Annotated in this window: 8 protein-coding genes; 3 read left to right on the plus strand and 5 right to left on the minus strand. The window is 69.8% G+C overall.

The window, feature by feature from the left end:
- From E1292_RS48635 to E1292_RS48650, 4 genes are all read right to left on the minus strand, one after another.
- A partial coding sequence (locus tag E1292_RS48635) for a beta-ketoacyl synthase N-terminal-like domain-containing protein (RefSeq protein WP_132606592.1) occupies nt 1–925 on the minus strand: 925 nt, incomplete at its 3' end.
- A gap of 37 nt (nt 926–962) precedes the next feature.
- On the minus strand, nt 963–1,721 hold the full coding sequence (locus E1292_RS48640) for a thioesterase II family protein (protein ID WP_246090974.1): 759 nt from the start codon (nt 1,719–1,721) through the stop codon (nt 963–965).
- 28 nt (nt 1,722–1,749) lie between these two features.
- Nucleotides 1,750–2,028, minus strand: coding sequence for an acyl-CoA carboxylase subunit epsilon (locus E1292_RS48645; protein WP_246090979.1), 279 nt, complete (start codon nt 2,026–2,028; stop codon nt 1,750–1,752).
- The gene (locus tag E1292_RS48650; protein WP_132606597.1) at nt 2,028–3,545 is read right to left on the minus strand and encodes an acyl-CoA carboxylase subunit beta; all 1,518 of its coding nucleotides are present in this window, start codon (nt 3,543–3,545) and stop codon (nt 2,028–2,030) included. The genes E1292_RS48645 and E1292_RS48650 overlap by 1 nt, the downstream gene beginning before the upstream one ends.
- Before the next feature lie 492 nt (nt 3,546–4,037).
- On the opposite strand from E1292_RS48650, the gene E1292_RS48655 reads away from it, so the two are divergent.
- Nucleotides 4,038–5,078, plus strand: a complete 1,041-nt coding sequence (locus tag E1292_RS48655; protein ID WP_132606594.1) for a MupA/Atu3671 family FMN-dependent luciferase-like monooxygenase — start codon at nt 4,038–4,040, stop codon at nt 5,076–5,078.
- Nucleotides 5,075–5,581: a flavin reductase family protein gene (locus E1292_RS48660; RefSeq protein WP_246090976.1), complete on the plus strand. Its 507-nt coding sequence runs from the start codon at nt 5,075–5,077 to the stop codon at nt 5,579–5,581. Before E1292_RS48655 ends, E1292_RS48660 begins: the two co-directional genes overlap by 4 nt.
- A 124-nt stretch (nt 5,582–5,705) precedes the next feature.
- Here the strand turns inward: E1292_RS48660 and E1292_RS48665 are convergent, their stop codons facing one another.
- Entirely contained in the window at nt 5,706–6,347 is a 642-nt protein-coding gene (locus tag E1292_RS48665) for a hypothetical protein (RefSeq protein ID WP_246090978.1), read from the minus strand.
- 147 nt (nt 6,348–6,494) lie between these two features.
- On the opposite strand from E1292_RS48665, the gene E1292_RS55350 reads away from it, so the two are divergent.
- Entirely contained in the window at nt 6,495–7,100 is a 606-nt protein-coding gene (locus tag E1292_RS55350; RefSeq protein ID WP_132606595.1) for a TetR/AcrR family transcriptional regulator, read from the plus strand.
- Nucleotides 7,101–7,362: the final 262 nt, after the last annotated feature.

Consider the following 7,362-nt stretch of genomic DNA (forward strand, 5'->3'; position numbering starts at 1 on the left):
TCAACCCGTTACTCGCACCGTCCTGATTGATCGCACTGCCCCGCACCACCGCCAGCACCCGATGCCCCAGCCGGCGAGCATCCGACAACCGCTCCACCAGCAACATCCCGACACCCTCAGCCCACCCCGTGCCATCAGCACCAGCCGAGAACGCCCTACAACGACCATCAGGCGACAGACCCCGCTGACGCGAGAACTCCACGAACGTTCCGGGCGTCGCCATGACCGTCACACCGCCGGCCAGCGCCAGGTCGCACTCGCCCGACCGCAGCGCCTGCACCGCGAGGTGCAGCGACACCAGCGACGACGAGCACGCGGTGTCGACCGTCACCGCCGGGCCCTCGAACCCGAACGTGTACGACACCCGCCCGGACGCGATGCTGCCCGAGTTGCCGGTGCCGACCAGCCCCTCCAGCTCCTGGGGCACGGTGGCGGGGGCGTAGTCGTGGTACATCACCCCGGCGAACACGCCGGTCCGGCTGCCCCGCAACCCGGCGGGATCGATCCCCGCCCGCTCCATCGCCTCCCACGACGCCTCCAGCAACAACCGCTGCTGCGGATCCATGGCAAGGGCCTCACGCGGCGAGATCCCGAAGAACGCCGGGTCGAACTCCCCCGCCTCGTACAGGAAACCACCATGCCGCGCATACGTGGTCCCGTGACTGTCCGGGTCCGGGTCGTAGAGCTTGTCCAGGTCCCAGCCACGGTCGGAGGGGAACTCCCCGATCGCGTCCTGGCCGGAGGCCACCAGGTTCCACAGGTCCTCGGGTGAGAGCACCCCGCCGGGGAAACGGCAGGCCATTCCCACGATCGCGATCGGCTCGCGCGCCGCCTCGGCGAGAGAACGGTTCTGCGCACGCAGCCGTTCCGTCTCCTTCAAGGAGGAACGCAGGGCCTCGATGAGCTTGGTGTCGTTCGCAGCCATTCTCGCCTCGTACTCTTCGTGCTACCGAAAGGGGGATCTACGCCTGGGCGGCGGGGATGTTCTCGGTGATCGTCCGCATGACCGCGGCGGCGTGGTTGTTCAGGTAGAAGTGACCGCCGCGGAAGACGTGCAGGTCGAACGCGCCGCTGGTGTGCTCTTTCCAGCGCGCCGCCTCGTCCGTGGTGACATGGGGGTCACGGTCGCCGGTCAGGACGACGATCGGTGCGCCGATCCTGGCGCCGGGCGAGCAGCGGTAGGTCATGATGGCCGTGTAGTCGCCGCGCAGCGAAGGCAGGATCATGCTCTGGAGCTCGGGGTCCTCCAGCATGCGCACGTCGGTGCCGCCGAGCCGCCGCACCTCGGCGATCAGCGCCTGGTCGCCCTCCTTGTGCACGGTCTCGACGCGTACGCACGAGGGCGCGCGCCGGCCGGAGGCGAAGAGCACCTGCGGTGCGATGCCCCGCTCCATCAGCCTTCTGGCCACCTCGAATGCGACCACGGCGCCCATGCTGTGCCCGAAGAAGGCCATCGGCCGGTCCGCCAGCGGCACGATCTCCGCCGTGACGCGGTCCGCGAGTTCGCCGATGTCGTCGATGCACCGCTCGTGGCGGCGTTCCTGCCGGCCAGGATACTGGATCGCCAGGACGTCGAACCGCGGCGTGAGCTGCTTGGCGACCGGGTGGAAATAGGAGGCCGAGCCGCCCGCGTGCGGGAAACAGATCAGGCGCGTGGCCGTCTCACGGCTGTCCGGCGCGGCGAAGAAGCGCCGCACCCACGTTCCGGTTTCGGTGATCACTGGGTCTTCCTTCCGTTGATGTCCGCACTCACCCTGGCGACCAGGAGTTCGGCGCCTGGAATGTGTGCGGCTCGTCCCAGGCGGGCGGCCGGGAGGAGGCGCTGCCGTACCAGCTGTTGGGCCGGCCGCCGGGCCGGGACCGGCTGTTCCGGTCGTCCGCCCGTGGCGCGGACCAGGGCGGCGGCGGGGCGTTCCCCTCCTCCGCGCCCGGCGCGAGGCGGTGCAGCAGCGCCGTCACCACCGCGGCCAGCTCCTCCTGGTCCAGCTCGCCGCGGACGAACCTGAACACCGCCCCGTCGCCGCCCATCACATCGGCAGGTTTCCGTGCTTGCGGTACGGCACCTTCGCGGTCTTCGCGCGGAGCATGGCGAGCGACCGTGCCAGGACCGCCCTGGTCTCGGCCGGGTCGATCACGTCGTCGACCAGCCCGCGCTCCGCGGCGTAGTAGGGGTGCATCAGCTCCTGCCGGTACTCCCTGATCAGCCGGACGCGGGCCGAGTCGGGGTCGTCGGCCGCGGCGATCTCCTTGCGGAACACGACGTTCGCGGCGCCCTCGGCGCCCATGACGGCGATCTCGTTCGTGGGCCAGGCGAAGGACAGGTCCGCTCCGATGGAGCGGGAGTCCATCACGATGTACGCCCCTCCGTACGCCTTGCGCAGGATGACCTGGATGCGCGGGACGGTGGCGTTGCAGTACGCGTACAGCAGCTTGGCCCCGTGCCGGATGATGCCGGCGTGCTCCTGGTCGCGGCCGGGCAGGAAGCCGGGGACGTCGACCAGGGTGACCAGGGGGATGCTGAACCCATCGCAGAACTGTACGAACCGGGCCGCCTTCTCCGACGCGTTGATGTCCAGCACGCCCGCCAGCGAGGCCGGCTGGTTGGCCACGATGCCGACGACCTGGCCGTCGATCCTGGCCAGGGCGCAGACGACGTTGGTGGCCCACGTGCTGTGCACCTCGAAGAAGTCGCCGTCGTCGGCGATCTCGTGGATGACCTCGCGCATGTCGTACGAGCGGCTCAGCTCCGAGGGCACGATGTCGAGCAGCGCCTCGCACCGCCGGTCCGCCGGGTCGGCGGTGGCCAGGCCTGGCGGCGACTCGCGGTTGTTGGCGGGCAGGAGGGAGAGGAGGTAGCGGACCTCCTCCAGGCAGTCGGTCTCGTTGTCGTAGACGAAGCCCGCCGCGCCCGAGACGGTGCCGTGCACCTGGGCCCCGCCGAGCTCGTCGTGGCTGATCTTCTCGCCGGTGACCGCTTCGACCACGTTGGGGCCGGTGATGTACATCTGCGAGATGCCGCTGACCATGAAGGTGAAGTCGGTGAGCGCCGGGGAGTAGGTGGCGCCGCCCGCGCAGGGGCCGAGGATCACGCTGATCTGCGGGATGACCCCGGAGGCCTGCACGTTGCGCTGGAAGATCCCGCCGTAGCCGGCGAGCGCGGTCACGCCCTCCTGGATGCGGGCGCCGGCGCCGTCGCTGAGGCTGACGAGCGGCGCGCCGGTCGTCATGGCGAGATCCATGAGTTTGTGGATCTTCTGGGCGTGCGCCTCGCCCAGCGACCCGCCGAAGATGCGGAAGTCGTGCGCGTAGACGAAGACGGTGCGGCCGTGGACCTTGCCCCAGCCGGTGATCACGCCGTCGGTGTAGGGCCGCCGGTTCTCCATGCCGAAGCCACTGGCGCGATGCCGGCGCAGCGGCTCTATCTCGGTGAAGGTGCCCGGGTCGAAGAGCAGGTCGAGCCGCTCGTCGACGGTGAGCTTGCCCCTCGCCCGCTGCGGGTCCTTGGCCGGCCGAGCTTCCCCGCCGCGCGCCTGATCCTTGATCATGCCGAGTTCGGCCACCCGCTCCCGCAGGGAGAGAGGCGGTTCCAAGCCGCGTTCTGTGGTCAGAGTCACGTTGCGTATATCCTCTCGGCCTATGAGCGGGATATCAGCGAATACGCCCTTCGAGCGCGTGCCCGGATGCCCCGCCCCAGTCACGTTTCATTCCAGCCCATGGGGCCGCGGCCTAGCTACGGGATTCGCCCCCTAATATCCGCCTGCATTCCCCTACGGAATCCCCTAGGAGGGGGACGAGGAGAAAGCGCGGCATTCCAGGGGATCGGCCGGAGTTTTCGCGCGGTGCCGTCACCACGGTTCAGGGGGGCGGTAAGGGTTGCCTGCGCCGGGCGGCCGGGACCGCCGCGAGCGGCACGTCTAGTGGGGCATAGGGGTTACCCCGTGCTTCCCGCATCGCGAATACTGGTGCCGCTCGGCAACCTGAAATCTCGCCGGTGTGCCCGGCCGGGGCTCACCAGCGCGGCGTGTAAGGAGACACCGGTGGACTTTGGTTTATTCTATTTCGCGGACGGTGTCCGGACCGGAACCGACCAATACCGGCTGCTGCTCGAAGGGGCCAGGTTCGCCGACACCAACGGTTTCTCCGCGGTGTGGACACCCGAGCGGCATTTCCATGAATTCGGCGGCCGTTATCCCAATCCGGCGGTGACCGCGGCGGCCGTCGCCGCCGTGACGGAGAACGTCGCGATCCGCGCGGGAAGCGTCGTGGCCCCGCTGCACCACCCGGCGCGCATCGCCGAGGAATGGGCGGTGGTGGACAACCTCTCGGGCGGCCGGGCCGGCGTCTCGTTCGCGCCCGGCTGGCACGTGGTCGACTTCGCGCTGCGACCCGAGAACTACGCGGACCGCCGCCAGGTGACGATGGACACCATCGACACGGTGCGGCGGCTGTGGCGGCAGGAGGAGGTGGAGCTGGTCGACGGCGCGGGCGAGTCGGTCAAGCTGCGCACCCATCCGGCGCCGGTCCAGCCGGAGCTGCCGACGTGGCTCACCAGCTCGGGCAACCCGGAGACGTTCCGCCAGGCGGGCGACCTCGGCGTCGGCATCCTCACCCACCTGCTCGGCCAGAGCCTCGACGACCTCGTCCGCAAGGTCGCCGAATATCGCGAGCACTACGCCAGGGCGCACAACGGGACAGGCCACGTGGCGCTGATGCTGCACACGTTCGTCGGCGAGGACCGCGCCAAGGTGCGGGAGGTGGTGCACGATCCGTTCACCGACTACCTGCGCAGTTCGCTCGGCCTGGTCCTGAAGGCGGCGGAGGAGCTGATGCCGGGCATCGACCCGGACCAGATGGACCCGGAGGACATCGAGTTCCTCCTGGAGATCTCCTTCGAGCGGTACTTCGAGACGGGCGGCCTGTTCGGCACCGTCGACGACGGCATGGCGCTGCTGGGCTCCCTGGAGAGGATCGGCGTCGACGAGGTGGCCTGCCTCATCGACTTCGTCCCCGACACGGACGCCGTCCTCGACGGCCTGCGCCATCTCGCCCGGCTCAAGCAGCGGTGGGAAGCACGGTGAGCGCGCCGCCGGCCGGCGCCGTCATGATCGACAGCGTGCGGTTGAGACGCGCGCTCGGTCACTATCCGACGGGCGTCGTGGTGATCGCCTCCCTGGCGGACGGTGAGCCGCACGGTTTCACCGTCAACTCCTTCACCTCCGTCTCCCTCGATCCGCCCATTGTGAGCTTCTGCGCCGCCCACACCTCGACGACGTGGCCGTACATCCGGACCGCCGGCGCGTTCACCATCAGCATGCTGAGCGCCGGTCAGGAGCGGGTGTGCCAGTCGTTCGCGAAGAAGGGCGCCGACCGGTTCTCCGGGGTCGGCTGGACGGTGAACGGGAGCGGCCATCCGGCGATCACGGGCGCGGTCGCGTGGATCGACTGCGTGCTCGACTCCTGCCACCTGGTGGGGGACCACGAACTGGTCCTCGCCAGGGTGATCGACCTGACCACCAACGACGACGCCGGCGACGACCCGCTGGTCTTCCACCGCGGGCGGCTGGGCAGGGTGCTGCTCTGACCGCCGGGCACGACGCGGGGCGCTCTCCGGCCGGAGAGCGCCCCGCGCGATGTTCCGGGCGCCAGGTCGTCGACCAGGGTGCCGATGGGTCCGTGCCCGACGGTCCCCAGGGAACCGGACGCACTCAGGAGTGGTTGCCGCCCGTCTGGGGCGTCCTCGCGGCGCGGCCGAGGCGGAAGGCCGAGATGAGGAAGAAGATGCCGCCGGGGATGGCGTAGCCGGCCGCGTTGATCAGCGTCGGGTTGTCCGCGGCAGCGCCAAGGATGAACGACGCACCGGCGAGCACGGAGATGCCGCCGCTGATGATCATCGGCCACTGGCCACCCATCCCGCGGCGGGTGACGCCCACGATCAGCTGGACCAGCCCGGCCACGACCGCCCAAGCACCCCACACGCGCAGCACCGCCGGGATACCGGACGCGCAGGCGATGGCCACGCCGATGGCGGTGACCGAACTGACCGCGATGTTCACGTACAGCAGGGCGGGTGATCCGGTGGTGCGCGACGCGCGGGCGTCGATGACGGCGGCGGCCACGTCGAACAGCGGGTAGAGCACGAGCAGAGCGACCGCGAGCGGACCCAGTTCCGAGGCGGTCGTGAACATCACGAGCGCCCAGACGATGGCGAACGCGAAGCGGACGAAGTACAGCCGCCGCAGTGCGGACGCGGTCCCGGAAATACCCGGCGAAGCAGCGATGGTGCTCACGGTGATCCTTTCAAGTGACGAGAGCGGTTCAGCGGTACCGCGGCCGGCCTTCCGGCGCATGGGCGCTGCTGACGGCCAGGGTCGCGGCAGGCCACGGTGCACCACCACGGAAACCCTCTCGCAAGACAGAACGTTCTATCTCGGCCAGCATGGCCATCTACGGCGCAGGTTGTCAAGACCGAACGTTCTACCTACTACGATGGTGGCATGCGCAGCCAATCCCAAGGCCGGCCGTCCGAAGCGCGATCCCGGCTGCTCACCACGGCCACCCGGCTCTTCTACACGGAGGGCATCCACGCCGTCGGCATCGATCGCATCGTCGCGGAGGCGCAGGTGACCCGGGCCACCCTCTACCGGCACTTCCCCGGCAAGGAAGACCTTGTCCTCGCCTACCTGGACGAGGTCGACCGGGCCATGCGGAACCAGGCGGAGGAGGCCATCGCCGCCGGGCTGCCGGCCGCCGACACCATCCGAGCCCTCAGCGCGTCCATCGCCCAGGGCATCCAGTCCCCCGGCTTCCGGGGATGCGCCTTCCTCAACGCCGCCGCCGAGTATCCCGCCGCGGAGTCCCCGGTGCGCAAGGCCGTGCTCGCCCACCGCCGGTGGTTCCTGGAGACCGCCACGGAGCTGCTGGCCGAGATCAGGCAGGCGGACGCCGAGCCCGCCGCCCGCCACTTCGTGATGATGCGCGACGGCGCCATGGCCGCCGGCTGCCTGTTCGACCCGGCGCTGATCCGCGAAACCTTCCTGCGCGGAGTCGAGAGACTACTGCAGGTTCATGCCGCCACCGGCGGTGAACCGGCGGGCGCCTGAACCGGGCGGCGGCGTCCAGTCCCAGCCCGAGTGCAGTGCTCCAACCCGGGGGTACGGGCTGCGTACGGAGCGAGCACGGCGAGATGACGCGTCGAGGGCCCGTAGCGTCATGCCCAGTCATGGGCCGATGCGGGGGGTCACGTCCACGGACGTGGTGTATGAATCGATCTTCGAGTGATCCCGTTTCTGCAGGTTAAGCGGTAAGTGTCTGCGGGAGCGGATTCTGGGTCGGCGCGTCGCCAGTGATAAGCCGGACGCGGGC

The organism is Nonomuraea deserti (assembly GCF_004348685.1).
GTDB classification, from domain to species: domain Bacteria; phylum Actinomycetota; class Actinomycetes; order Streptosporangiales; family Streptosporangiaceae; genus Nonomuraea; species Nonomuraea deserti.

Coding starts and splice junctions, on each gene's coding strand:
- E1292_RS48645 (WP_246090979.1), bottom strand. CDS start 2,028: ATGGGCGGCGACGGGGCGGTGTTCAGGTTCGTCCGCGGCGAGCTGGAC.
- E1292_RS48650 (WP_132606597.1), bottom strand. CDS start 3,545: ATGATCAAGGATCAGGCGCGCGGCGGGGAAGCTCGGCCGGCCAAGGAC.
- E1292_RS48665 (WP_246090978.1), bottom strand. CDS start 6,347: ATGCGCCGGAAGGCCGGCCGCGGTACCGCTGAACCGCTCTCGTCACTT.
- E1292_RS55350 (WP_132606595.1), top strand. CDS start 6,495: ATGCGCAGCCAATCCCAAGGCCGGCCGTCCGAAGCGCGATCCCGGCTG.